This is a genomic window from Rhizobacter sp. (assembly GCA_019635355.1).
Classification (GTDB): Bacteria; Pseudomonadota; Gammaproteobacteria; order Burkholderiales; family Burkholderiaceae_C; genus Rhizobacter.
Window position 1 is genome coordinate 1,298,336 of sequence record JAHBZQ010000001.1, and the last position, 23,464, is coordinate 1,321,799.

Annotated in this window: 22 protein-coding genes; 6 read left to right on the forward strand and 16 right to left on the reverse strand. The window is 68.3% G+C overall.

The features are described 5' to 3' along the window. Positions 1-23: 23 nt before the first annotated feature. Entirely contained in the window at positions 24-1,661 is a 1,638-nt protein-coding gene (locus tag KF892_05770; protein ID MBX3624500.1) for a glycoside hydrolase family 43 protein, read from the forward strand. 20 nt (positions 1,662-1,681) lie between these two features. On the opposite strand, the gene KF892_05775 is transcribed toward KF892_05770, so the two are convergent. The 7 genes from KF892_05775 to KF892_05805 all read right to left on the reverse strand — a co-directional run bounded on the left by KF892_05775 (position 1,682) and on the right by KF892_05805 (position 8,888). Next, on the reverse strand, positions 1,682-2,143 hold the full coding sequence (locus KF892_05775; GenBank protein ID MBX3624501.1) for a hypothetical protein: 462 nt from the start codon (positions 2,141-2,143) through the stop codon (positions 1,682-1,684). Between the two features lie 204 nt (positions 2,144-2,347). Next, positions 2,348-2,974, reverse strand: a complete 627-nt coding sequence (gene upp, locus KF892_05780) for a uracil phosphoribosyltransferase (protein ID MBX3624502.1) — start codon at positions 2,972-2,974, stop codon at positions 2,348-2,350. A gap of 11 nt (positions 2,975-2,985) precedes the next feature. Then, positions 2,986-3,735: an NAD-dependent deacylase gene (locus KF892_05785; protein ID MBX3624503.1), complete on the reverse strand. Its 750-nt coding sequence runs from the start codon at positions 3,733-3,735 to the stop codon at positions 2,986-2,988. Continuing rightward, positions 3,732-4,478, reverse strand: coding sequence for a 23S rRNA (guanosine(2251)-2'-O)-methyltransferase RlmB (gene rlmB, locus KF892_05790; protein MBX3624504.1), 747 nt, complete (start codon positions 4,476-4,478; stop codon positions 3,732-3,734). Before rlmB ends, KF892_05785 begins: the two co-directional genes overlap by 4 nt. Positions 4,479-4,512: 34 nt before the next feature. Then, positions 4,513-4,875 (reverse strand): response regulator, encoded by a 363-nt coding sequence (locus tag KF892_05795; GenBank protein MBX3624505.1) that lies wholly within the window; start codon positions 4,873-4,875, stop codon positions 4,513-4,515. Between the two features lie 13 nt (positions 4,876-4,888). Next, a complete protein-coding gene (locus KF892_05800; GenBank protein ID MBX3624506.1) occupies positions 4,889-6,043 on the reverse strand; it encodes a response regulator in 1,155 nt (384 codons plus the stop codon). Between the two features lie 22 nt (positions 6,044-6,065). After that, positions 6,066-8,888: a response regulator gene (locus KF892_05805; GenBank protein ID MBX3624507.1), complete on the reverse strand. Its 2,823-nt coding sequence runs from the start codon at positions 8,886-8,888 to the stop codon at positions 6,066-6,068. Positions 8,889-9,115: 227 nt separating this feature from the next. On the opposite strand from KF892_05805, the gene KF892_05810 reads away from it, so the two are divergent. Beyond that, complete coding sequence (locus tag KF892_05810; protein ID MBX3624508.1) at positions 9,116-10,333, forward strand: glycerophosphodiester phosphodiesterase; 1,218 nt, start codon at positions 9,116-9,118, stop codon at positions 10,331-10,333. Between the two features lie 181 nt (positions 10,334-10,514). Here the strand turns inward: KF892_05810 and KF892_05815 are convergent, their stop codons facing one another. Beyond that, a complete protein-coding gene (locus KF892_05815; GenBank protein ID MBX3624509.1) occupies positions 10,515-11,171 on the reverse strand; it encodes a DUF1624 domain-containing protein in 657 nt (218 codons plus the stop codon). A 65-nt stretch (positions 11,172-11,236) separates the two neighbouring features. Beyond that, entirely contained in the window at positions 11,237-13,186 is a 1,950-nt protein-coding gene (dsbD, locus tag KF892_05820) for a protein-disulfide reductase DsbD (protein ID MBX3624510.1), read from the reverse strand. 158 nt (positions 13,187-13,344) lie between these two features. On the opposite strand from dsbD, the gene KF892_05825 reads away from it, so the two are divergent. Beyond that, on the forward strand, positions 13,345-13,767 hold the full coding sequence (locus tag KF892_05825) for a cupin domain-containing protein (protein MBX3624511.1): 423 nt from the start codon (positions 13,345-13,347) through the stop codon (positions 13,765-13,767). A 24-nt stretch (positions 13,768-13,791) separates the two neighbouring features. On the opposite strand, the gene KF892_05830 is transcribed toward KF892_05825, so the two are convergent. Next, positions 13,792-14,541, reverse strand: coding sequence for a glutathione S-transferase family protein (locus tag KF892_05830; protein ID MBX3624512.1), 750 nt, complete (start codon positions 14,539-14,541; stop codon positions 13,792-13,794). A 139-nt stretch (positions 14,542-14,680) separates the two neighbouring features. Between KF892_05830 and phaZ the strand changes: the two genes are divergently transcribed. Further along, complete coding sequence (phaZ, locus tag KF892_05835; GenBank protein ID MBX3624513.1) at positions 14,681-15,919, forward strand: polyhydroxyalkanoate depolymerase; 1,239 nt, start codon at positions 14,681-14,683, stop codon at positions 15,917-15,919. A gap of 6 nt (positions 15,920-15,925) precedes the next feature. Here the strand turns inward: phaZ and KF892_05840 are convergent, their stop codons facing one another. Genes KF892_05840 through KF892_05855 form a run of 4 tightly spaced genes read right to left on the reverse strand, consistent with a single transcriptional unit; the run spans position 15,926 to position 19,271 of the window. After that, a complete protein-coding gene (locus tag KF892_05840) occupies positions 15,926-16,933 on the reverse strand; it encodes a TRAP transporter substrate-binding protein (GenBank protein ID MBX3624514.1) in 1,008 nt (335 codons plus the stop codon). Positions 16,934-16,973: 40 nt separating this feature from the next. Then, the gene (locus KF892_05845) at positions 16,974-18,263 is read right to left on the reverse strand and encodes a TRAP transporter large permease subunit (GenBank protein ID MBX3624515.1); all 1,290 of its coding nucleotides are present in this window, start codon (positions 18,261-18,263) and stop codon (positions 16,974-16,976) included. 19 nt (positions 18,264-18,282) lie between these two features. Further along, positions 18,283-18,786, reverse strand: coding sequence for a TRAP transporter small permease subunit (locus KF892_05850; GenBank protein MBX3624516.1), 504 nt, complete (start codon positions 18,784-18,786; stop codon positions 18,283-18,285). Continuing rightward, complete coding sequence (locus KF892_05855; GenBank protein MBX3624517.1) at positions 18,783-19,271, reverse strand: gluconokinase; 489 nt, start codon at positions 19,269-19,271, stop codon at positions 18,783-18,785. Before KF892_05855 ends, KF892_05850 begins: the two co-directional genes overlap by 4 nt. Positions 19,272-19,497: 226 nt before the next feature. Between KF892_05855 and KF892_05860 the strand changes: the two genes are divergently transcribed. After that, positions 19,498-20,520: a substrate-binding domain-containing protein gene (locus tag KF892_05860; protein MBX3624518.1), complete on the forward strand. Its 1,023-nt coding sequence runs from the start codon at positions 19,498-19,500 to the stop codon at positions 20,518-20,520. Here KF892_05860 and KF892_05865 read toward each other — a convergent pair whose 3' ends face one another. Both KF892_05865 and KF892_05870 read right to left on the reverse strand, forming a co-directional pair. Beyond that, complete coding sequence (locus KF892_05865) at positions 20,521-21,546, reverse strand: aldo/keto reductase (protein MBX3624519.1); 1,026 nt, start codon at positions 21,544-21,546, stop codon at positions 20,521-20,523. Positions 21,547-21,601: 55 nt separating this feature from the next. Further along, positions 21,602-22,096 (reverse strand): winged helix-turn-helix transcriptional regulator, encoded by a 495-nt coding sequence (locus tag KF892_05870; protein ID MBX3624520.1) that lies wholly within the window; start codon positions 22,094-22,096, stop codon positions 21,602-21,604. 42 nt (positions 22,097-22,138) lie between these two features. Here KF892_05870 and KF892_05875 point away from each other — a divergent pair, with 42 nt between their 5' ends. Beyond that, complete coding sequence (locus tag KF892_05875) at positions 22,139-23,458, forward strand: hypothetical protein (GenBank protein ID MBX3624521.1); 1,320 nt, start codon at positions 22,139-22,141, stop codon at positions 23,456-23,458. Positions 23,459-23,464 lie beyond the last annotated feature (6 nt).

Sequence of the window (23,464 nt, forward strand, 5' to 3'; positions counted from 1 at the left end):
CGAACGGAAATTTGCGAGATCCCATGAACATCCAGAACCCCATTCTGCCGGGCTTCCACCCCGACCCGGCCATCCTGCGCGTGGGCCGCGATTTCTACCTCGCCACCTCCACTTTCGAGTGGTGGCCCGGCGTGCGCATCCACCACTCGCGCGATCTCGTGCACTGGCAGCACCTCTCTTACGCACTGACGCGCAAGAGCCAGCTCGACATGCGCGGCAACCCCGACTCGGCCGGCATCTGGGCGCCCTGCCTCAGCTACCGCGACGGGCTGTTCTACATGGTGTTCACCAACGTGCGCAGCAAGCTCGGCGGCTACAAAGACACGCCGAACTACGTGGTGACCGCGCCGCACCCGAGCGGCCCGTGGTCGGAGCCGGTCTACCTGCACAGCCGCGGCTTCGATGCCTCGATGTTCCATGACGACGACGGCCGCAGCTGGGTGCTCAGCATGCAGTGGGACCACCGCCCCGGGCACAACGCCTTCCACGGCATCCTGCTGCAGGAATACGACCACGAGAAGCGCTGCGTCACCGGCCCGGTGAAGAACATCTTCCCCGGCACCTCGCTCGGCGTGGTGGAAGGCCCGCACCTCTACAAGCGCGACGGCTGGTACGTGCTGCTCACCGCCGAGGGCGGCACCTTCTACGAGCACGCGGTGACGATCGCGCGCTCGCGCAGCATCGACGGCCCCTACGAGCTGAGCCCGCACCACCCGATGCTCACCGCGTGGCAGAAGTCACCCGCCGGGCTGCAACGCGCCGGCCATGCGAGCCTCGTCGACACGCCCGAGGGCGAGTGGTACATGGCCCACCTGTGCGGCCGGCCACTCGAATGGCGCGAGCACCCGCCGGCCACGCCGCCCGAGAGTTACGACGGCCTGCACTGCAACCTGGGCCGCGAGACCGCGCTGCAGCGCGTCGAGTGGACGGCCGATGGCTGGCCGCGCCTCGCGCATGGCGACAACGCACCCCGCACAGAAGTGCCAGCGCCCAAGCTGCCACCCGCGCCGGTGGAGCGCGAGCCGGTGCGCGACGACTTCGCGTCCACGGCCCTTTCGGGCCACTGGAACACGCTGCGCGAGCCGCATGACCCGAGCTGGCTGTCGCTCGCGGCACGCCCCGGCCACCTGCGGCTCGTGGGCCGCTGCTCGCTGATGTCGACCTTCGACCAGAGCCTGGTCGCGCGGCGCCAGCAGCATTTCGACTGCGAAGCCGAGACGGTGGTCGAGTTCCAGCCGGTGGTGTTCCAGCAGATGGCGGGCCTCGTCGCGTACTACAACACCCAGAACCACGCCTACCTGCACGTCTCGCACGACGAAGAGCGCAACGGGCGTGTGCTGCGCCTGTCGGTCAACGACCACGGCAAGCTGCGCGAAGCCGCGGCGCCCATCGCCATCGGCGACGCCCCGCGGGTGTGGCTGAAGCTGCGTTTCGAGGGCGAGGCGCTGCGCTTCTCGTATGCGCTGGCCGAAGGCGACTGGCGGCCGTTCGGCGAGACGCTGCGCGCGGCCATCCTGTCGGACGAACACGCCACGCGTTTCGACGACGGCTTCCCGCGCAGCTTCGGCTTCACCGGCAACTACATCGGCCTCGCCTGCCAGGACCTGAGCGGCTCAGGCCTGCACGCCGACTTCGACTACTTCGACTATTCGCCGCAGTAAAGGCCAGTAGACGAGAGACCTCAGGCCGAGAGCGCCTCGTCGACCACCGCCGGCAGGCCGGCGAGGTCGCTCTGCAACTGGTCGGAGAAGCCTTCGGGCACATCGCGCAACACGTCGCGCGGCAGGAAGACTTCGGTGCCGCCGGCCGGCGCCTGCTTGAGGTAGACGGTGAGCAGGAGGTTGGGCTTGGCGCCCTCGCTTTCCATCATCACCGGCGTGCCGCCCTGCGACGACTCGAACACGAGCATGTAGCGCGATTCGCCCGTCACCTCGTTGAGCTTCTGGGGCAGGCAGGCCAGCACATGCATGCCGTGGCGCTGCGCACTGGCTTCGATGCGCTGAACCGTTTCCGACACTCCGTAGCGGCTGACCTTGGCGAGCGTGAGCCGCTCGTCGTCGCTTGCAAAACTTCTGCCACCGCTGACGGCCGCGACCATGATCGCGACACCACTGGTCATCCAGAAGCGAAACGGTTTCTTCATCAGAAAGCTCCTTTTGCGCTCGGAGCACCGACGTTACGACTGCTTCAAACCGTCGGTCAAGGCACTGCAAAGCGAAGAAACGTAAAAGCACTCGGGTGCTTCCCGCAGTCGTCTGATGACGCACTGCCGCATGTGTTCCGCGAGCATGACGCCGATGTGTGACAACACGTTGAACCCTCACCTCGTGAGGGGGTTCGCCACCTGCTATTTCGTGCCGAAGATCTTGTCGCCGGCGTCTCCGAGGCCGGGAATGATGTAGCCCAGCTCGTTGAGATGGCTGTCGATGGCGGCCGTCCAGCAGCGCACGTCGGGGTGCGCCTGCTGCAAGGCGGCGATGCCTTCGGGTGCGGCCACGAGCACGAGGGCGCGCACGTCGCTGCAGCCTCGTCGCTTCAGCAGGTCGATGGTGGCGATCATCGAGCCCGCGGTGGCGAGCATCGGGTCGACGATGAGCGCGGTGCGCTCGTCGAGGTGGCCGACGAACTTCTCGAAGTAGTGCTCGGGCTGCAGCGTCTCGTGGTTGCGCGAGAGACCCACCACGCTGATCTTGGCGCTGGGGATCATGTCGAGCACCCCATCGACCATGCCCAACCCGGCGCGCAGGATGGGCACCACCGTGACCTTGCGGCCCTTCACCTGGTCGACTTCGACCGGCCCGCTCCAGCACTCGATGGTGGTCTTCTCGAGCGGGAAATCGGCCGTGGCCTCATAGGCCAGCAGGCGCGCCAGCTCGTGTGTCAGCTCGCGGAATTTCTTGGTGGAGATGTCGGCCTCGCGCAGCAGGCCGATCTTGTGCTTGACGAGGGGGTGCTTGACGTCGATGACGGGCATGGGGCTTCCCTTTATTCCGTTTGCAGCAGCGCAGGCAAGATCCGCGCCGCCGTGCCGCGCAGCAGCAGGTGGGCATCGTCGTCGATCTCGCTGGGCTCGGGGTTGAGGATGATGACCTTGGCCCCGGCACGGCGCGCGGTGTGGGCCAGGCCGGCGGCCGGGTAGACGGCACCCGAGGTGCCGATCACGAGCATCACGTCGCAGCTCTGCGCCAGAAGCTCGGCACGAGACAGGGCCTCGGCCGGCAGCATCTCGCCGAACCACACGACACCGGGACGCACGAGGTTGCCGCACTGCTCGCAACGCGGCGGACGTGTCGGAGATGCCCACTCCGTGTCGCACGCCGGATCTCTCGGACAAGCGTCGAGCCAATGGTCCTGAAGGATGTCGCCATGCAGGCGTATCACGTCGGTGCTGCCAGCGCGCTGGTGCAGGTCGTCGACGTTCTGCGTCACGACGGTCACGCGGCCGCGGTGCGCTTTCTCGTACTGCGCGAGCGCCACATGGCCGGCATTCGGCTGCGCACGCTGCACGCCCTGGCGGCGCTCGGCGTACCAGTCCCACACCAGGGACGGATTGGCGCGAAAGCCCTCGGGGCTCGCGAGCTGTGCCGGGTCGAACTTCGCCCACAGGCCGGTCTGCGCGTCGCGGAAGGTGGCGATGCCGCTTTCGGCCGACATGCCGGCGCCGGTCAACACCGCCAACGTGCCGGCGCCTTGCACCAACGCACGCGCTTCACGCAGGGGCGCCGGCTCATTCATCCGCGATGCTCGCGCTGGCGCAGCGCTTCGTACAGGCACACCCCCGAGGCCACCGACACGTTGAGGCTTTCCACCGCCCCTTTCATCGGCAGGCGCACGAGCTCGTCGCAGGTCTTGCCGGTGAGCTGGCGCATGCCGGCGCCTTCGGCCCCGAGCACGAGCGCCACCGGGCCGCTGAGGTCGATGTCGTAGAGCGATTTCTCGGCCGCGTCCGACGTGCCGATGATGCGGATGTCGCGCTCCTTCAGCTCGCCCAGCGTGCGGGCGAGGTTGGTCACCATGAAGTACGGCACCGTCTCGGCGGCGCCGCTCGCCACCTTGGCCACGGTCGCGTTGATGCCCACCGCGTGGTCTTTCGGCGCGATCACCGCATGCGCGCCGGCCCCATCGGCCACGCGCAGGCAGGCGCCGAGGTTGTGCGGGTCGGTGATGCCGTCGAGCACCAGCAGCAGCGGCGGGCCGTCGACCGCGTCGAGCGTGTCGTCGAGCGAGTGGCTCTTCGCCACCGCGTTCACGCGTGCCACCACGCCCTGATGGCGGTGCGTGCCGCAGAGTTTCTGCAGGCGGTCGTCGTCGCTCTCGATCAGGCGCACGCCGGCGTCTTTGGCGCGCTCGATGAACTGGCGCATGCGCTGGTCGCGCCGCGTCGCATCGACGTGGATCTCGGTGATGGAATCGGCAGCGGTCTTCAGCCGCACGGTGACGGCGTGGAAGCCGAAAAGAATCGAAGTCTTGGCACTCATGCGGCGATGGTATCTGCGCCACCGCCACGGCGGCTCAGTTCAACGCCTTGTTCACCACGTCCATCAGCTGCTGGTACTGGTAGGGCTTGGCGAGGTAGGCATCGCAGCCGGCCGCGAGGATGCGCTCGGCATCGCCCTTCATCGCAAGCGCGGTGAGCGCCACCACCTTGATGTGCGAGGTGCTGGGGTTCGACTTCAGCCGGCGCGTGACCTCCAGCCCGTCGAGCCCGGGCATCTGCACGTCCATCAGCACGAGGTCGGGCTGTTTGTCGTGCGCGAGCTGCAGGCCGATCTCGCCGCTTTCGGCCGCGAGCGTCGCATGCCCGGCCTTGTGCAGCACCAGCTGGGCGAGCTTCAGGTTCTGCGGGTTGTCTTCGACGACGAGGATGTTGGCCATGCAGTGCTCCTGTTCAAACCAGCGGGGCCGGCCGGCTCGACAAACGCCCGAGCGTGAAGAAGAAGGTCGCGCCGCGGCCTGGGGCCGACTCGACCCACAGGCGGCCACCGTGCTTGTCGATCACGCGCTGCACGATGGCCAGGCCCACGCCGTTGCCCTGGAAGTTGGAATCGGAATGGAAACGCTGGAACGGCCGGAAGAGCCGCTCGCCGGCCGCGTGCGCATCGAAGCCGGCGCCGTTGTCGTGCACGTAGAAGACGGGGCCGCCGTCTTTCTCGTCGCCCTCTCGCGAGCCGAAGTCGATGAAGGGGCGCGGCACACCGGCGCTGTATTTCCAGGCGTTGGAGAGCAGGTTCGACAAGGCCACTCGCAGCAGGCGCTGGTCGCCCTGCGCCTGCAGGCCCTGCTGCACCTGCCACGACGCATGCTCGCGCGGGCGCAGGGCCTCCAGCTCCGTCAGCAGCGACTGCGCCAGGTGCGACAGGTCGACCGGCTGGATCTGCATTTCGGTGCGGCTCATGTTGCCGAGCAGCAGCATGTCGTCGATGAGGCTGTTCATGCGGTGGGCCGCACTCTGGATGTAGCCCACGTATTCGAGCGTCTTCTCGTTGAGCGGGCCGGCGTGGCCCAGCTGCATCAGGTCGGCAAAGCCGGCGATCTGCCCGAGCGGCGTGCGCAGGTCGTGCGAGACGGAGTAGCTGAAACCTTCCATCTCGGCATGCACCGTGCGCAGCTCGCGGTACGCCTTTTCGATGGCGTGCGCGTGCAGCTCGGCCTCGGCGCGCAGGCGGTGCATGCGGATGAAGATGGCTGCCTTGGCGCGCAGGATCTCCGGCACGATGGGCGAGAGGATGTAGTCGACCGCGCCGAGCCGGTAGCCGCGGTAGGTGTCCTGCTCGTGCACGTAGACCGCCGAGACGAAGACGATGGGCGCGTCGAGGCCGGGGCATTTGTCGCGGATGGCCTGCGCCACCTGAAAGCCGTCCATGCCCGACAGGTGCACGTCGAGCAGCACCATCGCGTAGGGGATGTCGCCGCACTTCTCGAGCGCTTCCTCGCCGGAACTCGCCATGTGCAGCTGCGCCCCCAGGTCGCTGAGCGTGGCCTGGTAGAGGCGGCGGTTGGCCGGGTTGTCGTCGACGATGAGGATCGCGGGGTCGGCGTGCATGCGGTTCCTGTGCAGGGGGTTGTCAATGCCAGGTCGCGTGTTGCCGCCCGGCCAACGCGCGCTTGACTTCGGCCAGCAGGCCGATCGAGTTGAAATGGGTCTTCTCCATCACCTGCTGCACCTTGCCGCTGAGCAGGGCGCGGTCTTCGCGGGTGAGCAGCTTGGCGGTGAGCACGATCACGGGGATGCCCGCGGTCTCGGGGCTGTTGCGCAGGCCCTGCACCACGTCGAAGCCGGTCACCTGCGGCATCATCAAATCGAGCACGATGAGCGCCGGCGCCTTGGCGCGCACGATGTCGAGCGCCTCCTGGCCGCCATAGGCGCCCACCGGCGTGTAGCCGGCCACCTGCAGGTGCTTGCTGACGAGCGACACCGCCTTCGGGTCGTCGTCGACCACCAGCACGCGCGCCCCTGAGTGCGGCTCGTCGAGCCCCGCCGCGGCGAGCGCGGCCAGCAGGTCGCCCTGCGTCACCGGCTTCACCAGCACCTGCGCGGCGCCGAGCGCGAAGCCGCGCTGCACCTCGTCGGTGATCGAGACGATGACGACGGGGATGTTGCTGGTCTCGGGCTGCTCCTTGAGGCGGGCGAGCATGTCCCAGCCATCCATGCCGGGCAGGATGATGTCGAGCACCACGGCGGTCGGGTTGAGTTCGGTGGCGCGCCGCAGGCCGTCTTCCGCGGAGCCGGCGAACTCGACCTGGTAGCCGTTGGATTCGAGCTGCAGGCGCATGAGGTTGGCGGCACGCGGGTCGTCTTCGACCACGAGCACGAGCGGCTTGCCCTCGCCTTGGGCGATGGCGGGCACGCGGGCGTCGCCGTGCGCGCCTTCGGCGATCGCGGGGGTCTGGGCGATATCGGCCTTGGCCTCGACTTCGCACCACGGCAGCCACACCGCGAAGGTCGAGCCCTTCTCTTCCACGCTGCGCACCATGAGGCCGCCACCGTGCAGCTCGGCCAGCCTTCTCACCATCGTGAGGCCGAGGCCGGTGCCGGCGTACTGGCGCGAGAGCGACGAATCGATCTGCACGAAGGCCTGGAAGAGCATCTGCAGGTCGGCCGGCGCGATGCCGATGCCTGAATCGGTGACGCGCAGCTCGAGGTAGTGCTCCCACCGCGCATCGGCGGGCGGGAAGACGCGCGTGCCCGGCTCGGGCTCGATGCCGAACACCCGCTCGGCCGGCACACGCTCCATGGCGAGCGTCACGCTGCCGCCCTCGGGCGTGAACTTGAGGGCATTGGAGACGAGGTTGTAGACGATCTGCTTGGCCTTGCGCATGTCCAGGCACAGGTGGCCGATGCCGGGCGGGCACTGCACGTTGAGCCGCACGCGTGCCGTGGCGGCCCGCTCGCGCAGCACCGACATCGTGCTGGTCGCGAGCAGCTGCGGGTCGGCATCTTCGAGTTCGAGGATGACCTGGCCCGACTCGACCTTCGACAGGTCGAGGATGTCGTTGATGAGGGACAGCAGGTGCTTGCCGCTGCCGTGGATGTCTTCCACGTACTCCTGCTGCTCGGGGCCCAGCGGCCCGGTGAGGCCGTCTTTCATGATCTCGGAGAAACCGATGATCGCGTTGAGCGGCGTGCGCAGCTCGTGGCTCATGTTGGCGAGGAACTCGCTCTTCATGCGGTTGGCCCGCTCCAGCTCGGCGTTCTTGCGCTGGATGTCTTCGCCGCGGCTGCGCAGCTGATCCGTGAGCAGGCTCATCTCTTCGAGGTGGTTGAGGTTGTTGAGCGCCACGGCGAGCTGGGCCGACAGGCGCTCGACGAACTCGCGGTCGCGCTCGCCGAGCGGGCGCCCGGCGCCAAGCACCAGCACGCCCAGCAGGCGCGACTGGTATTGCACCGGGCACATCAGCACCGCGGCCGGGCGCACGGTGGCCAGGCCCGTCTCGATGTTCATCGCCCCCGCGCCCTCCAGCCCTTCGAGGTAGAGGCTGCGCCCTTCGCGCGCGGCGGTGCCGAGCGGCCCTTCGTCGAGGCGCACCATGCGCTTGATGTCGGCCGGCGCGGCGCGCGAGGCGTCGAGCCGCAGGCCGCCGGCCCATTCGTCGTAGCAATAGAAGGCCCCCACCGGGAAGAGCGGGTTCTCGCCCAGCAGCGACAAGGTGCCGTCGAGCACCCGCTGGCGGTCGTTCTCGGCGTTGTAGAGCATGAGCGCGCGGGCATGCACCGCATCGAAGGCGCGCTCCTCGGCCACCAGCACCTCGGCCACCGCACGCGCCTTGAGGTCGCGCGACATGCGCCAGAAGGTGGTGGGCAAGAGCACCAGCAGCAGGGCCACGAAGCTGCCGAAGAGCAGCACCGTGCTGCGCGTGCGCGCCGCCTGCACGGACTCGCGCTCGGCCAGCAGGCGGTCTTCCTCGGCCACCAGCCGATCGATGTGCGGGCGGATGTCCGACAGCGCCTGCGAGCCGATCTCGATGCGCTGCTCCGCCGAGTAGGGGTTGCCGCTCTGCAGCAGCCCGTCGCTCACGCGGTAGACGGCCATGCGGGTGCCGACGTCTCGCCGCAGGTCGGCCACGCGCGAGGCCTGGTCGGGGTTGTCGGCCGTGATGCGGGCGAGTTCGACCAGGCCTTTCTCGAGCGACTCGAGCGCCAGGTCGCGCTCGCTGCGGTAGGGGGTGAGCCGTGTCACGAGATAGGCGCGCTGGCCGGCCTCGGCCCGGTACAGGCTCGACTCGAGGTCGCGGATGACCGCTTTCACCTCATGCGTGTGGTTCACGAAGCGGCCGGCCTCGACCGTCTGGCGGGCGTAGTCCCACGCAAAGTAGCCCAGGGCTGCCACGGCAGCCGCGGCCACCAGCATGCCGAACAGCATGGCGCGCTGCATCGAGATTCGTTTCATGCGGTCTCCTCGGCGCGAAACGTACCCTTGCTCACACCTCGCCACAACTGACACATGTGTCAGGCCACGCCGCCAGCAGGCCCATCGACCACAGGCGAATGCCACCTGCCTACGATGCGCGCTTTCATGGCGGTGTCATCGCGCATCCCTAACGTGCGCCGGCTTCCACAACACGAGGAGAACTGGCGATGCGGATCCTGAACGAGCTGTCCCTGAACAAACTGCCGATGACGCTGGCCGTGCTGGCCGCCTGTGCCGGCTGCGCGGTGCCCGCCGCGGCCGAGCCGCATGGCAGGCACGCAGACCGCGCCACCCCGGCCCCGCTGGTCATCGGCCATCGCGGCGGCGCCAACGGCTACCTGCCCGAGCACACGCTCGAGGCCTATGCCCTCGGCATCGAGCTCGGCGCCGACTACGTGGAGCCCGACCTCGTGGCCACGAAAGACGGCCACCTGATCGCCCGCCACGAGCCCAACCTCATCGCCACCACCAACGTGGCCAGCCTGCCGCAGTTCGCCAACCGCAAGCGCCGCGCCATCGTCGACGGCGCCGAAGAGGAAGGCTTCTTCGCCAGCGACTTCACGCTCGCCGAGATCAAGCAGCTGCGCGCGGTGCAGTCGTTCGGCGACCGCGACCCGAGCTTCAACGGCAAGTTCGAGATCCCCACGCTGCCCGAGATCATCGAGTTCGTGAAGCGCAAGTCGCGCGAGAAAGACCGCCAGATCGGCATCTACCCCGAGACCAAGCACCCCACCTACCACCAGAAGCTCGGCCTGCCACTGGAAGACCGCCTGCTGGCCGCCCTCACCCGCGCCGGCTGGAACCACCGCAACGCGCCGGTCTTCATCCAGAGCTTCGAGACGGCCAACCTCAAGTACCTGCGCTCGCGCACCAGCGTGCGCCTGGTGCAGCTGGTGGATGCGAACGACGTGAACGCCGACGGCTCGCTCGACTTCACCCCGCCCTACGACCGCCCGTATGACTGGACGGTGGCCGGCCGCCCGGGCCTCTTCCGCGACCTGCTCACGCCGCAAGGCCTGGCCGAGGTGCGCAGCTACGCCGACGGCATCGGCCCGTGGAAAACCTACCTCGTCAGCAGCGCGTGCATCACCGTTCGCAACGGGGCGTGTGCCGATGCCAATGGCGACGGCCTGGTCGACGAGCGCGACCGCCGCCTGCTGCCGGCCACCGACATCGTGGCCAATGCCCACAAGCTCGGCCTGGTGGTGCACCCCTACACCTTCCGCAACGAGCCCAAGCGCCTGGCGAGCAACTACACCGGCAACCCGGTCAATGAGTACCTGGCCTTCTACGAGCTGGGGGTCGACGGCCTCTTCAGCGACTTCGCCGACACCGCCTTCGCGGCCCGCGCGATGTACCTGCTGAAGAACGACCCGGACTACGCGCGCTGCCTGGTCAACGAGCGGCGTTGCGAGCGCAACTGACGGAACGCGGCTTGCTGCGAACGGGGCATGGCCCACACACCGATGCCACCTTCGCCAACGCCGCCCAATCGGCCTGCGTCGGCCCCGACGCCGGTCGACCTCGCCGAGGAATCCGTCGCCGGGGAAGAAGACCCGGGGGCGGCGCTCGAATCGCTGGTCGACCCCAAGGCCGACACGCCGATCAGCGAACCAGCGCCACCACCGCCATCAGCAGGCCGATGAGCACCGGCTGGTGGACCATGTAGAAGCTGAGCGACCAGCGGCCCAACACCGCCAGCGGCGAGAGCCGCTGCGGCAGCGCGCCCGAGAACCACTGGCGCCGGTGCTTCAGCACCCACTGGCCCGAGGCCAGGCCCCACCACATCACGCCGAGCCAGGGCAGCACCGGCGCGTAGTCTTCGGTGATCGGCTTGTGCGTCACGAGACCCACCCAGTTGGTGAGCCGGGTGTCGAAGAACGGGTGCTGCACGAAATGCGGCAAGAGCACCGCCACCAGGCCCATCGGCCACAGCCACACGCCGGCGTTCGCCGTGAGGCGGCACAGGATCAGCATCACCGCAAACCCGTGCAGCACGCCGAAGCTGATGTAGCTGCGCGGGAACATCAGGTACGAGCCGGCGGTGACCAGCAGCGCACAGCCTGCCACCTGCGCCCAGCGCCGCCAGAAGCGCGGCCAGCTCTGGCCCTGCTCCCACGCGATGGCCTGGCCGAGGCCCGAGACGAAGACGAAGAGCGTGACGATCACCGAACGCTGCACCGTCCAGAACGGGTCGCGGTAGAAGTTCTCGTGGATGAACTTGAAGTAATTGAGGTCGAAGCAGAAATGGAAGACCGCCATCCACAGGATGGCGACCGCACGCAGCGCGTCGAGCCGGTCGAAGCGTTGGCTGGCGGGCGTCGCGCTCACTTGAGGCCGACCTGCGGGCCGCTGAGCGGCTTGGCCGACGCGAGCACGCGGTCGAGGTGGCCGCCGAACTCGCGGGCGTCCTGGTAACCGATCACGCGCGAGCCCGGCAGCTCGTTGCCGGCGGGCGCGAAGAAGATCAGCGCCGGCGGCCCGAAGAGCGTGTAGCGCTTGAGCAGTGCCCGGTCGTCGTCGTTGTTGGCGGTGACGTCGGCGCGCAGCAGCGTCATGCCGGCCATGCGCTTGGCCACGGCGGCATCGGTGAAGGTGAACTTCTCCAGCTCCTTGCAGGCCACGCACCAGTCGGCATAGAAGTCGAGCATCACGGGCTTGGTAGACGCGCGCACGGCGGCGTCGAGCTCGGCCAGGCTGCGCACGGTCTGGAACTGCACCTCGGCCACGGCCGGCTGCGCTCCGCGCCCCAGGTGCGCCAGCGGGCGCGTGAGTTCACGCCCGCCGGTTGCCGCGCCGACCACCTGGGCGACGGCAAAGAGCCCGAGCAGCAGGCCGGCGCCCTTGGCGATCTTGCGCACGGCCGTGGCCGGCTTCGGCAGCGCGGTGAAAGCGCCCAGGCAACCGGCCGCCACCACCAGCACCCCCGCCGTGAGCAGCATGCCGGCCCAGGTGGGCAGCACTGGGGCCACCATCCACACCGCCACCGCCAGCAGCATCACGCCGAAGACGAGCTTCACATAGGTCATCCAGGCGCCGGCCTTGGGCAGCAGCGCCCCGGCCGAGAGGCCCACCAGCAGCAGCGGCACGCTCATGCCCACCGCCATCGAGAAGAGCGCGGTGGCGCCCAGCAGCACGTCGCGCGTCTGGCTGATGTAGACGAGCGCCCCGGCCAGCGGCGCGGCCACGCAGGGGCCGACGATCAGCGCCGACAAGCCGCCCATGGCGAGCACGCTCAGGTGCTGGCCGCCCTTGAAGCGCTGCGAGAAATGGTTGAGCCGGTTCTGCAGCGCCAGCGGCATCTGCAACTCGTAGAAGCCGAACATCGAGAGCGACAGCACCGCGAGCAGCAGGGCGAAGGCGCCCAGCACCCACACGTTTTGCAGCGCCTGGCCCAGCCCTTCGCCGGCCAGCGCCGAGGCCACGCCGAAGAGCGTGTAGACGAAGGCCATGCCGAGCGAATACGCCACCGCGAGCGAGAAGCCACGCGCCTTCGACACCGGCTGGCCCTGGCCGACGATGATCGACGAGAGGATGGGCAGCATCGGCAGCACGCAGGGCGTGAACGACAGGCCCAGGCCCAGCAACAGGAAGAGCCCGACCACGAGCGCGGTGCTGCCCGATTGCAGCGCGCGGCCCACCGGCTCGGTGGGTTCGGCGGTGGCGCTGGCGGGGGCGGCCACTTCGGGCTGGGTGGCGACGGAGGTTTGAGCCGGCGCCAGGCCGGTGAGCGCGGAGGTCACGACGCTCGCGTTGCCACCGCCGGGCGTCCAGGCCGCAGCCTGGGCTTCGTTGAGGTAGGTGAAGCGCGGTGCGCCGCCAGCGCCCTGCCCCGGCTCGACCTTGAAGCCGCGCTTCTGCGGCGAGTAGCACAGGCCCTTGTCGGCACAGCCTTGCAGGCCGATGCCCAGCTTGAACGGCGTGGCCGGCATCTGCGCCAGCGCGACCGTCATGGTGACCGAGTCGCGGTAGGTCTCCACGTCTTTCTGGAAGGTCTCGTCGTACTTGACCTTGCCGGGCGGCAATTTCGCCTCGGTGACCTGCACGCCGGCCGGCTGGGCGTCGGCGTTCATGCGCTCTCGGTAGAGGTAGTAGCCGGGGGCGATGTCGAAGCGCACCTCGATGTGCGTGGCGTCGAGCGCACGGGCGGAGAGGCGGAATGCCACCTCCGGGTCGAGGAACTCGTCGGCGGCCAGTGCGCCCGTGGCCAGCACCAGGCTGGCCAGCGCCCCGGCGGCGAGGCGCAGCGCGCCCTTGAAATGTGCCCAGGTACTCATGGTTCGCATTCTCCGACAGCGCGGGCGGCAAAGCGTTCCCAGGCGAAACAGCCCTTCGGTGCCTTTTTTCCGGCTTTTTTGCGCCAAATCCACGCCAAGTCGGGGCGGAACGCTTCATGCATGCCGATGGCGCGTCGCAGCAAACCAGGAGAGCGGAGATGTTGGACGTGACACAGACCCAGTTTTCACACGTGAAACCGGGCGACACCGAATGGCGGGGCGAGGGGCTTCGCGATTTCTTTCTCTACCGCGACCTCGGCGTGGCCGAAGCCACGCACGGCAAGGTCATCGCCCACCTCGTGAAGGCCAACATGGCACCCGAAAAGGGCACCGGCTGGCACCGCCATGAGGCGGAGTTCCAGATCGTCATCATGATCAAGGGCTGGGCCCGCTTCATGTACGGCGACAAGGAAACGCTCGTCTCGGCCGGCGACTGCGTGCACCAGCGGCCGGGCATCGTGCACTACCTCTTCGACTACTCGCCCGACATGGAGTACCTGGAGATCGTGAGCCCGGCCGACTTCAAGACGGTCGACGTCGAAGGGCCGTGCGAGGTGCCGCCCTTTACGCCGTGGAAGTGAACCAGGCGGCTCTCGCCGCCCGGTTCAAAAATCCATGTCGAGCTCTTCGATGTCGTCGGGCTCCGCCTTGGCGGCGGCCACCCATTCCTTCATCTCCGGCATCGCCATGATGGTCTGGCAGTACTGCGCGCACGACTTCGGCAGCTTCACGTCATAGGTGAGGAACCGGGTGCACACCGGCGCGTACATCGCGTCGGCCATCGTGCGCTGCTGGCCGAAGAGAAAGGGGCCGCCGTAGGTGGCGAGGCACTCGGTCCAGATCTCGACGATGCGGTCGATGTCGGGCTGGGCGCCGGCCCAGATCTTGTAGCCCGGGTGACGGGCCTTGAGGTTCATCGGCAAGGACGAGCGCAGGTTCGAAAAGCCCGAGTTCATCTCGCCGCTCACCGAGCGGCAATGCGCGCGGGCGATGCGGTCGCTGGGCATCAGGCCGGCGTCGGGCTTGATCTCGTCGAGGTACTGCGCAATCGCGAGCGTGTTCCACACCTTGGCGCCCTCGTGCGTGAGGCACGGCACGCGGATCGACGGGGCGAGCAGCAGCAGCTCCTTGCGCGCGTCGGCATCGTCGGGCGGGACCATCACCTCCTCGAAGTCGAGCCCGGCGAATTTCGCGAGCAGCCAGCCGCGCAACGACCACGACGAATAGTTCTTGCTCGACAGGCTCAGCGTGGCCGCGGCCTTCTTCGCTGCCTTGGGTGCGGGCTTACCGGCCGCTTGGCCGGCCGGTTTGGCGGCGGTCTTCTTCGGAGCGGGCTTGGCGGCAACGGTGGGCATGAGGCGTGTCTCCCCTGGTTGTTGGCTGGCCAATGAACTGCAAGGCATGTGCCAAACCGGCACCCCAACGCGGTGCTCGTGCGTTGGCGCGCAAGTTGCAGAAGCACGAGCACATCGAACAGCGCGAGAGGAGACGCCCATGTACGAGGCCTACCAAGCCCATGCCGACTTGATGTGGCCGCTGCGCACCTTCGCCCGGAGCACCCTGCCCTGGCTGCGCGACAAGAGCCTGGGCCTGGATGCGGTCGACACCCACCGCAAGTTCGCCGCGATGCTCGAAGTCATCAAGCTCGGCGAGATCACGCACCATCGGCCGCCCTTCGACATCGACCAGGTGCTCGTCAAGGGCGAGCCCGTCGGCGTGACGGAAGAAGCGACCCACGTCACGCCCTTCGGCACGCTGCTGCACTTCAAGAAGGCACTGCCGGCCGGCGCGCCGGTGCAGCCGCGGGTGCTGATCGTGGCGCCGATGTCGGGCCACTTCGCCACGCTGCTGCGCGACACCGTCGAGACCATGCTGGTGGACCATGACGTCTACATCACCGACTGGCACAACGCACGCGACGTGCCGCTGATGCACGGCCGCTTCGGCCTCGACGAGTACACCGAGCACCTGATGGACTTCCTGCGCGTGCTCGGGCCCGGCGCGCACCTGATGGCGATCTGCCAGCCGTGTGTGTCGGCGCTGAGCGCAGTGGCGCTGATGTCGGAAGACGGCGACCCCGCCACGCCCGCGAGCCTCACGCTGATGGCCGGCCCGATCGACTGCCGCATCAGCCCGACCGAAGTGAACAAGCTCGCGATGACCAGGGGCATCGAGTGGTTCGAGAGTCACCTGGTGAGCCGCGTGCCCTGGCGCTTCAAGGGCGGCGGCCGGCGCGTGTACCCGGGCTTCATGCAGCTCACCGCGTTCATGTCGATGAACAAGGAGCGGCACATCGAAGCCTTCAAGACCTACTACGCCAACCTCGCGAAGCCCGACCCCGACGAAGAGACGATCCAGGCGGCCGAGCACACCCGCAAGTTCTACGAAGAGTATTTCGCGGTGGCCGACCTGCCGGCCGAGTTCTACCTGGAGACGGTGAGCCTGGTGTTCCAGGAGTACGCGCTGCCGCAAGGGCAGCTCAAGTTCCGCGGACGCACGATCGACCCGTCGAAGATCCGCCGCACCGCGCTGCTCACGGTGGAAGGCGAGCGCGACGACATCTGCGCCACCGGGCAGACGCTCGCCGCGCAAGACCTCTGCACCAACCTGCGGCCGTACATGCGGACGCACTACGTGCAGGCCGGGGTCGGGCACTACGGGGTGTTCAGTGGCCGCCGCTGGCGTTCACAGATCTACCCCGTGGTGAGAGACGTGATCCACGTCTCTCAGTGACTCACATCACTTCTTGCGCAGCTTGGCCAGTTCGGCCTGGGTTTCGTTCCAGAGATCCTGACCCACGTTCGCTGCGATCGAGGCGTTGATCGCGCCCAGCTTCTCGCGCATGCGCGCCGCTTCCGAGGCCGGCAGCTCGTTGATCTGCATGCCCTTGCCCTTCAAGTCGGCGAGCGCCTTGGCGGCTTCGTCGCGCGTGTCCTTGCGCTCGAAGTCGCGGCTCTTCACCGCGGCGTCTTGCAGCACCTTCTTCTCGGCGGGCGAGAGTTGGTCCCAGAACTTCTTGCTCACCGTCACGATCCACGGGCTGTAGACGTGGTTGGTGACGGTCAGGTACTTCTGCACCTCGTAGAACTTGCTCGAGAGGATGGTGTTGTACGGGTTCTCCTGGCCGTCGACCGCCTTGGTCTCCAGCGCGCTGAAGAGCTCGCTGAAGGGCAGCGGGATGGCGTTGGCGCCGAGCGTCTTGAAGCTGTCGAGGAAGACGTTGTTCTGCATCACGCGCAGCTTGATGCCGTCGAGGTCTTCCAGCTTGGCGACCGCACGCTTGTTGTTGGTGAGGTTGCGAAAGCCGTTCTCCCAGTAGACGAGGCCGACCAGACCCTTCTCTTCGAGCTTGGCCTTGACCTTGTTGCCCACCGGGCCGTCGAGCACGGCGTCGGCCTCTTTGGCGTTGTTGAAGAGGAAGGGCGTGTCCCACAGCGCCATCTCCTTCGTGATGCCCACGAGCGTGGCGGTCGAGCCGACCATCATCTCCTGGGCGCCGCCGATCAGCGCCTGCTGCATCTGCACGTCGGTGCCGAGGCTGGCGGCGCCGAAGGCGCGCACCTTCATCTTGCCGCCCGAGAGTTTCTCGACCTCGTCGATGAAGACTTTGGTGGCGCGGCCCTGGTTCGACTGCTCGTTGAGGCCGTAGCCGAAGCGGATGAGGCGGGGTTTGATGTCCTGGGCGAAGGCCGGGGCGACGCAGGCGGCGGCCAGCGCGGCGATGAGGGTGCGGCGGAAGAGTCTCATGGTTTGTCTCCTGTTGGGCATGGCGAGAGAGCGAAAGCGGTCACCGCATCCACTTGACGGGCGCGATGACGATCTGGGGAAACACGACGAACAAGGTGAGGATCGCGAGGTAGACGGCGAGGAAGGGGTTCACCCCTTTGATGACCTGGTCGAGCCGAAGCCGGCCCACTCCGGCCACCACGTTGAGCACGGTGCCCACCGGCGGGGTGATGAGGCCGATGGCGCCGTTGAGCACGAACATCAGGCCGAAGTACACCGGGTCGATGCCGGCCTTGGCCGCGATCGGCAGCATGACCGGCGCGAAGATGAGGATGGTGGGCGTGAGGTCGAGCGCCGTGCCGATCAGCACCAGCACGATCATCATCACCGCCATCAGCACGCGCGGGTGCTCCACCAGGGGCCCAAGCCAGGCGGTGAGCGTGGCCGGCAGGTCGGCCAGCGTCACCATGTAGCTCGTGACCTGCGCCCCGGCGCAGAGAAACATCACGATGGCCGTCGTCTTGGCCGCGCGCACCAGCACGCCGTGGAACTGCGGCAGCGTCATCTCGCGGTGCACGAAGAAGGCGATGACCATCGCGTAGAAGGCCGCCACCACCGCCGCTTCGGTGGGCGTGAAGACACCCGTCTTCATGCCGCCGATGATGATGAGCGGCATCAGCAAGGCCCAGAACGCCTTGACGGTGATCTTCACGCGCTCGCCCATCGGCACGGGCGGGTTCTCGACCAGCGTCATGCCACGCACCTGCAGCTTCCAGGCGACCACCAGCCCCACGCCCATGATGAGCCCGGGCACGATGCCCGAGAGGAAGAGCGAGGAGATCGAGGTGTTGGTCGTCACGCCATAGATCACGAACGGCATCGACGGCGGAATGATGGGCGCGATGATCCCGCCCGAGGCGATGAGGCCGGCGCTGGTCGCCATCGGGTAGCCGTGGGCCCGCATCATCGGCAGCAGGATGGTCGCGAGCGCTGCGGTGTCGGCCAGGGCCGAGCCGCTCATGCTGGCCATGAGGATGGCGGCGCCAATGGTCACGAAACCCAGGCCGCCCTTGATGTGGCCGACCCAGGCCTGCGCCATGTCGATGATGCGGCGGCTGATGCCGCCCGCGTTCATCAGCTCGCCGGCGAGGATGAAGAACGGCACCGCGAGCAGCGGGAAGCTGTCGATGCCGGCCACGAGGTTCTGCGCGAAGAGCTGGGTGTCGAAGAAGCCGAGCACCCAGGCCATCGAGGCCCCGGTGAGCACGAGCGCAAAGGCCATCGGCACGCCGATGCCCATGAAGCCCAGCATGGCGACGATGAAGATGACGGCGACGAGGCCCTGGTCCATGACGTGTTCCTCTCGCCTCTCACTCGACGTCGACTTCGTGGCCGAAGTCGATCGGTTTGCCGCGCAGCAGGTCGACGAGCGCCATCACGCCGATGGCCGCCGAGCACAGCAGCGCCGGCAGCGGCAACAGCGCGGCCGGGTAGCCGAGCACCACGCTCTTGCTGCCCATGCCCACCACCACTTGCTGCCAGGCCCCCCAGCCCACCAGCACGCAGGTGGCGACCACCAGCGCGTGGATCACGCGTGTCAGCACCTTCAGCGCCACCGGCCTGGCCTGCAGGGGCCGCAGCAGGCTCGTGAACGCCATGTGCTCGCCCAGCGGGTAGGCCGCGGTCGCGCCGATGAAGACCATCCACACGAAAAGCAGGCGCGAGAGTTCTTCGCTGGCCGCGATGCCGCTGCCGAAGCCGTAGCGCAGCACCACGTTGATGAAGACGGCCAGGGCCATCACGGCCAGGGCGAGCGCCATCGCCATCTCGGCCAGGCGTTGCGCACCGTTGCGCGGGGCGTCGTGTCGGGTCATGGGTTGCTCCTGATCCAATCGGCCACACGGTCGGCCAGCACATCGCGCGGCAATAGCGCATCGATGCACAGCACGCCCGGCTCGCCGTGCGGTGGCTCCAGCGTGGCGAACTGGCTGTCGACGAGACTCGGCGGAAAGAGATGCTCGCCCGCCCGTGCCGCCACGCGCTGCAGGGCCTGCGGCTTGTCGATCTCCAGGTAGACGAAGCGCAGGCCGGCGTCGCGGCTGCGCAGCAGGTCGCGGTAGCTGCGCTTGAGGGCCGAGCAGGTGAGCGCCGCCGACTGGCCGCGCCGTTGATGGTCGGCCAGCAGCCCACCCAAGATGGCGAGCCACTCGGCACGGTCGTGGTCGGTGAGGGCGATGCCCTGGCGCATCTTGGCCTTGCTCGCCTCGAGGTGGTAGTCGTCACCCTCGATCAGCGTCCAGCCCATGCGCTGCGCCACCGCCTGGCCCGCGCTCGACTTGCCGCAACCGGCCACACCCATGAAGACGACGGAAGACATTGGATAGCGCTATCTCGTTGAAGCCGAAAAACGGCTCTGCATGCGGCCGCCCGTTCCTGTTGTTGCAACAAGCCCCATCCGGCTCCCACCAGGTTCCTTCAGGGAAACCCACGAGGCTTTGGCCTTGCTGCAACGCGTTGGACAGCGCTATCCTAGACCCCACCGCATTCATCGCCATGCGGGCTAACCCGTATCCCTGACAACACCCATGCCCTCTTCCCGCCGCCCCCGCGCCACCGGCCGTGTGACCCTGGGCGACGTGGCCGCTGCGGCCGGCGTCAGCCCGATCACCGTCTCGCGCGCGTTGCGCGGCGAGCGCAGCGTGGCCGCCGAGCTCGTGGCCCGCGTGCAGGCCGCCGCGCAGCAGCTCGGCTACGTGCCCGATCCGGCCGCCCGCGCGCTCGCCTCGGCTCGCAGCTCGCACGTGGCCGTGCTCATCCCGCTGCTCACCAACACCCTCTTCGTCGACCTGCTCGAAGCGGTGCACCGCACGCTGCTGCCCGCCGGCTTCCAGACGCTCATCGGCGTCACGCACTACGACCCGCAGGAAGAAGAGCAGCTCCTGCGCAGCTACATGGCGCACCGGCCGGCGGGCCTGCTCGTCACCGGCTTCGACCGCACCGAAGCGAGCCGCCAGCTGATCGCCGCAAGCGGCGTGCCCTGCGTGCACGTGATGGAGACGACGCAAGCGCCGGGCGTGCACAGCGTGGGCTTCTCGCAAACCGACGCGGGCCACGCCATCACCGCCCACCTGCTCGCACGCGGCCGCAAGCGCATCGCCTTCGTCGCCGCGCAGCTCGACCCGCGCGTGATGCAGCGCGCCGAGGGCTACCGCCGCTGCCTGCGCGAGGCCGGGCTCTACGACCCGAAGCTCGAGCTGCTGAACCCCGAGCGCTCATCGATGGCGCTCGGTGGCCAGCTCTTCGAGCAGTTGCTCAAGACACACCCCGACGTCGACGCCATGTTCTTCTGCAACGACGACCTCGCCCAGGGCGGCCTGCTGGCCGCACTGCGCCTGGGCGTGAAGGTGCCCGAGCGCGTGGCGGTGGCCGGCTTCAACGACCTCGCCGGCAGCGACCAGATGCTGCCGCCGCTCACCACCGTGCACACGCCCCGCACCGAGATCGGCGAAGAAGCGGCGCGCATGCTGCTCGCGCTGATGCGGCGCGAGCCGGTGGCGCAGGCGTCGGTCGACGTGGGCTACCAGCTGGTGCAGCGACAGAGCACCTGATCACGCGTGCCCGAGGATCGGGTGCGGCTCGTAGCCCTGGCCGAGCTGCTTGAGATCCTCGGCCGACAAGTGCAGCTCCACCGCGGCCGCCGCATCGTCGAACTGGGGCATCTTGCTCGCGCCGATGATGGGCCCCGTGACGCCGGGCTGGTACAGCAGCCACGCGTAGGCGAGCGTCGCCGCACTCACGCCACGCTGGGTGGCCATGGCCTTCAGGCGGTCGACGGTCGCGAAATCGCTGTCGCGGTAGTAGAGGTGCTGGGCCAGGTCGTCGGTCTTCGCGCGTTCCGTGGCGCCGCTCGTCTTGTCGTCTCGCGCACGGTTGCCGGCGAGGAAACCTCTGGCCAGCGGGCTCCACGGAATCACGGCCACGCCCTGGTCACGGCAGAGCGGCAGCATCTCGCGCTCTTCCTCGCGGTAGGCGAGGTTGTAGTGGTTCTGCATGCTGACGAAGCGCGTCCAGCCGTTTTCCTTCGCCACCTGCTGCGCCTTGGCGAATTGCCAGGCCCACATGGAGCTCGCACCGATGTAGCGCGCCTTGCCGGCCTTCACCACGTCGTGCAGCGCTTCCATCGTCTCTTCGATGGGCGTGTGCGGGTCCCAGCGGTGGATCTGGTAGAGGTCGACGTAGTCGGTGTTCAGGCGCTTCAGGCTCGCGTCGATGGCGTGGAAGATGCGCTTGCGGCTCAGGCCATGCGTGTTGAGCGGCACACGCTGGGCCGAGGTGTGGGTGCCGAACTTGGTCTCCATCGACACGGGGAAGAACACCTTGGTGGCGATGACGATCTCGTCGCGCTTGCAGAACTCGCCGAGCAGCTTGCCCGTCAGCACCTCGCTCTCGCCGGCGGAGTAGGTGTCGGCGGTGTCGAAGAAGTTGATGCCGAGCTCGACGGCCTTCCTCACGAGCGGTCGGCTGGCGGCTTCGTCCAGCACCCAGGGCCGCCACTCCGGCGTGCCGTAGGTCATCATGCCCAGGCACAGGCGGGACACCTGCAGGCCGGTCGACCCGAGACGCGTGTATTTCATGGTGTGCTCGATGGTTGAAGCGGAGCCGCAAGGTTAGCGCCTGCCGCAGCGCCGGTCAGCCGGCGCCGCCCACCGTGCCCAGGTGCTCGTGCAGCCGGCGCATCAGCCGCACGAGCTGCTTCACCTCGGCATCGCTCAGCACCGACAGCCACGACTGCACGGCCGCGAAGTCATCGACGTTGCGCTCGCGCCAGAAACGGCGATGCTGCTCGGTGAGCACCAGCCGGCGCGCGCGGCGGTCGGCCGGGTCTGCCGCGATCTCGAGGAAGCCCTTGCGCTCCAGCGCCAGCGCGATCTGCTTGACGTTCTGGTGCGTCATGCCCAGGCCCTCGGCCACGAGCTTGAGCGTGGGCGGCTCGGCCTGGGCCTCGATCCACGACAGCATCGAGCCCTGCTGCACCGTGATGCCGCTGGGTGCGAGCTCACGCTCGAGCAGCCTGCGCAACCGCGCGCCACCGACGAGCAGCAGCCGGAAGGCCCGCACACGCTCGGCAACCTCAGGGGGCACCCCCTCGAGTGACTGGTCCAGGCGTTGCTTGTCCGTTGACATATCCAATATATTACCTATTATCGATCCACATGGAGGACTGACATGATTGCACTGCTGCCTCACTGCGGTTTCCTCTCCGAGACGACACGCATGCTGCACATCGCGCAGGCCCTGCGGGCGCAGGGCGAAGCGGTGAGCCTGGCCACGCACGGCGGCCCTTATGCCGAGGTGCTCAGCCGGGCTGGCGAGCAGGTCACGCCCCTGGCGCCGCACTTCGACCGGGCACGCTGCGAGGTCTTCCTGCGCAACCTCATCCAGATCGGCCGGCCCGGCGTGCGCATGCAGCCGCCCGACGAAGTGCGCGAGAGCGTGCAGGCCGAGGCCGCGTTCCTGCGCGGCGTGGGCGCGCGCGCCGTGGTGTCGGGCTTCACGCTCACCACCTACCTGTCGTCGCGGCTGGCAGGCATACCGCTCATCACCTCGCACGGCGGCTCCTACGTGCCGCCGGTGTTCGAACGGGGCCTGGCGCCGGTGCCCACGACGATGCCGATCCCGGGCACCGAGTGGCTGCCGCGTGCGGCCAAGCGCTTCCTCGCCAACCAGGGCGCCATGCGCATGCGCGACCCGACACGCTTTCTCAACGTGGTGGCCGCCGAACTCGGCGTGGAGCCGGTGCCCACGCTGGCTGCGCTGATGCTCGGTGACCTGACGCTCGTGACCGACGTGGCCGAGGTGCTCGGCGTGCCGGACGACGACATGGCCCGCTGGCAGCCGCAGCGCCCCGAAGCCTTTCGGCCCGGCACCCGGCTGGTGACCACCGGGCCGCTGTTTGCGCGCCTCGACGTTCCGGTGCCACCGGCCGTCACGCCCTTTCTCGATGGCTCACGGCCCACCGTGCTGGTGGTGCTGTCATCGGCGACACCCGAGCTGCTGCGCAAGGCGGTCAAACGCGTGCGCGCCACGGGGGCGCGGGTGATCGTGGGCGCGACGATCCACGACTACGGCGGAAGCGACGACGCCGACGTGGTGGTCGCCGGCCTGCTGCCCAACCACCTCGTGATGCCGCATGTCGACCTCGCCGTGTGCATGGGCGGCCAGGGCACGGTGCAGACCGCCATGACCTGTGGCACGCCGCTGCTGGGCATCCCGCTGCACCCGGAGCAGGAACTCAATGTCGACCTCGCCGCGCGCCACGGCGCAGGCCTGGCGATCGCGCCACGGCATGTCGACACGCCGAAGATGACGGCAATGGTTCGCCGCCTGCTCGACGAGCCAGGCTTCGCCGAGGGCGCGGCACGGGTGCAGCGCTGGTATGCCGGCGTGAACGGCGCCGAGCGAGCCGCCACCGCGATCAGGCACTGGTTGGGGGCCGGACAGGCCGCCCCGCAGCCTGCCACCGAGCGCCTCGCGCTCGCCGGCTGATCCAGC

What these genes read in the sequence shown, in the direction of transcription:
- KF892_05770 (MBX3624500.1), top strand. Translation starts at nt 24, where the DNA reads ATGAACATCCAGAACCCCATTCTGCCGGGCTTCCACCCCGACCCGGCC.
- KF892_05775 (MBX3624501.1), bottom strand. Translation starts at nt 2,143, where the DNA reads ATGAAGAAACCGTTTCGCTTCTGGATGACCAGTGGTGTCGCGATCATG.
- upp (MBX3624502.1), bottom strand. Translation starts at nt 2,974, where the DNA reads ATGCCCGTCATCGACGTCAAGCACCCCCTCGTCAAGCACAAGATCGGC.
- KF892_05785 (MBX3624503.1), bottom strand. Translation starts at nt 3,735, where the DNA reads ATGAATGAGCCGGCGCCCCTGCGTGAAGCGCGTGCGTTGGTGCAAGGC.
- rlmB (MBX3624504.1), bottom strand. Translation starts at nt 4,478, where the DNA reads ATGAGTGCCAAGACTTCGATTCTTTTCGGCTTCCACGCCGTCACCGTG.
- KF892_05795 (MBX3624505.1), bottom strand. Translation starts at nt 4,875, where the DNA reads ATGGCCAACATCCTCGTCGTCGAAGACAACCCGCAGAACCTGAAGCTC.
- KF892_05800 (MBX3624506.1), bottom strand. Translation starts at nt 6,043, where the DNA reads ATGCACGCCGACCCCGCGATCCTCATCGTCGACGACAACCCGGCCAAC.
- KF892_05805 (MBX3624507.1), bottom strand. Translation starts at nt 8,888, where the DNA reads ATGAAACGAATCTCGATGCAGCGCGCCATGCTGTTCGGCATGCTGGTG.
- KF892_05810 (MBX3624508.1), top strand. Translation starts at nt 9,116, where the DNA reads ATGACGCTGGCCGTGCTGGCCGCCTGTGCCGGCTGCGCGGTGCCCGCC.
- KF892_05815 (MBX3624509.1), bottom strand. Translation starts at nt 11,171, where the DNA reads ATGGCGGTCTTCCATTTCTGCTTCGACCTCAATTACTTCAAGTTCATC.
- dsbD (MBX3624510.1), bottom strand. Translation starts at nt 13,186, where the DNA reads ATGAGTACCTGGGCACATTTCAAGGGCGCGCTGCGCCTCGCCGCCGGG.
- KF892_05825 (MBX3624511.1), top strand. Translation starts at nt 13,345, where the DNA reads ATGTTGGACGTGACACAGACCCAGTTTTCACACGTGAAACCGGGCGAC.
- KF892_05830 (MBX3624512.1), bottom strand. Translation starts at nt 14,541, where the DNA reads ATGCCCACCGTTGCCGCCAAGCCCGCTCCGAAGAAGACCGCCGCCAAA.
- phaZ (MBX3624513.1), top strand. Translation starts at nt 14,681, where the DNA reads ATGTACGAGGCCTACCAAGCCCATGCCGACTTGATGTGGCCGCTGCGC.
- KF892_05840 (MBX3624514.1), bottom strand. Translation starts at nt 16,933, where the DNA reads ATGAGACTCTTCCGCCGCACCCTCATCGCCGCGCTGGCCGCCGCCTGC.
- KF892_05845 (MBX3624515.1), bottom strand. Translation starts at nt 18,263, where the DNA reads ATGGACCAGGGCCTCGTCGCCGTCATCTTCATCGTCGCCATGCTGGGC.
- KF892_05850 (MBX3624516.1), bottom strand. Translation starts at nt 18,786, where the DNA reads ATGACCCGACACGACGCCCCGCGCAACGGTGCGCAACGCCTGGCCGAG.
- KF892_05855 (MBX3624517.1), bottom strand. Translation starts at nt 19,271, where the DNA reads ATGGGTGTGGCCGGTTGCGGCAAGTCGAGCGCGGGCCAGGCGGTGGCG.
- KF892_05860 (MBX3624518.1), top strand. Translation starts at nt 19,498, where the DNA reads ATGCCCTCTTCCCGCCGCCCCCGCGCCACCGGCCGTGTGACCCTGGGC.
- KF892_05865 (MBX3624519.1), bottom strand. Translation starts at nt 21,546, where the DNA reads ATGAAATACACGCGTCTCGGGTCGACCGGCCTGCAGGTGTCCCGCCTG.
- KF892_05870 (MBX3624520.1), bottom strand. Translation starts at nt 22,096, where the DNA reads ATGTCAACGGACAAGCAACGCCTGGACCAGTCACTCGAGGGGGTGCCC.
- KF892_05875 (MBX3624521.1), top strand. Translation starts at nt 22,139, where the DNA reads ATGATTGCACTGCTGCCTCACTGCGGTTTCCTCTCCGAGACGACACGC.